Here is a 253-nt window from a genome sequence, read left to right as displayed (position 1 = left end):
ATCCCTTGCATTTGAGAATCCAGCCCGGCTGGCCGCCGCCCGATGCGTTGCCCGCACGCGGCACCGCTTCACCGAACGTACTGTTCGGATATTGCGGATACTCCTTCATGACCCCGGTGCGTTCGAGCCGCTGCTGGTCGCGCAGCTTCACGCGGCACAGGTTGAGCACGCTGTCCTGCATCGCTGCAAGCACCTTTTGGCCGCGCCCGGTGTGCGTGCGCTGGTAGAGCGCGGTGACAATGCCCAGCGCCAG

General features: G+C 65.2%; 1 pseudogene. It reads right to left on the bottom strand.

Annotated elements, in window-relative coordinates:
* Nucleotides 1-253, bottom strand: a pseudogene (locus SB751_RS33165) (formyl-CoA transferase); the annotation flags it as partial.

It is taken from the genome of Cupriavidus sp. SIMBA_020, assembly GCF_046535395.1.
GTDB lineage: Bacteria > Pseudomonadota > Gammaproteobacteria > Burkholderiales > Burkholderiaceae > Cupriavidus > Cupriavidus campinensis.
Note: the sequence above shows the minus strand (reverse complement) of the source record. Positions and strands in the feature narration are given on the sequence as shown.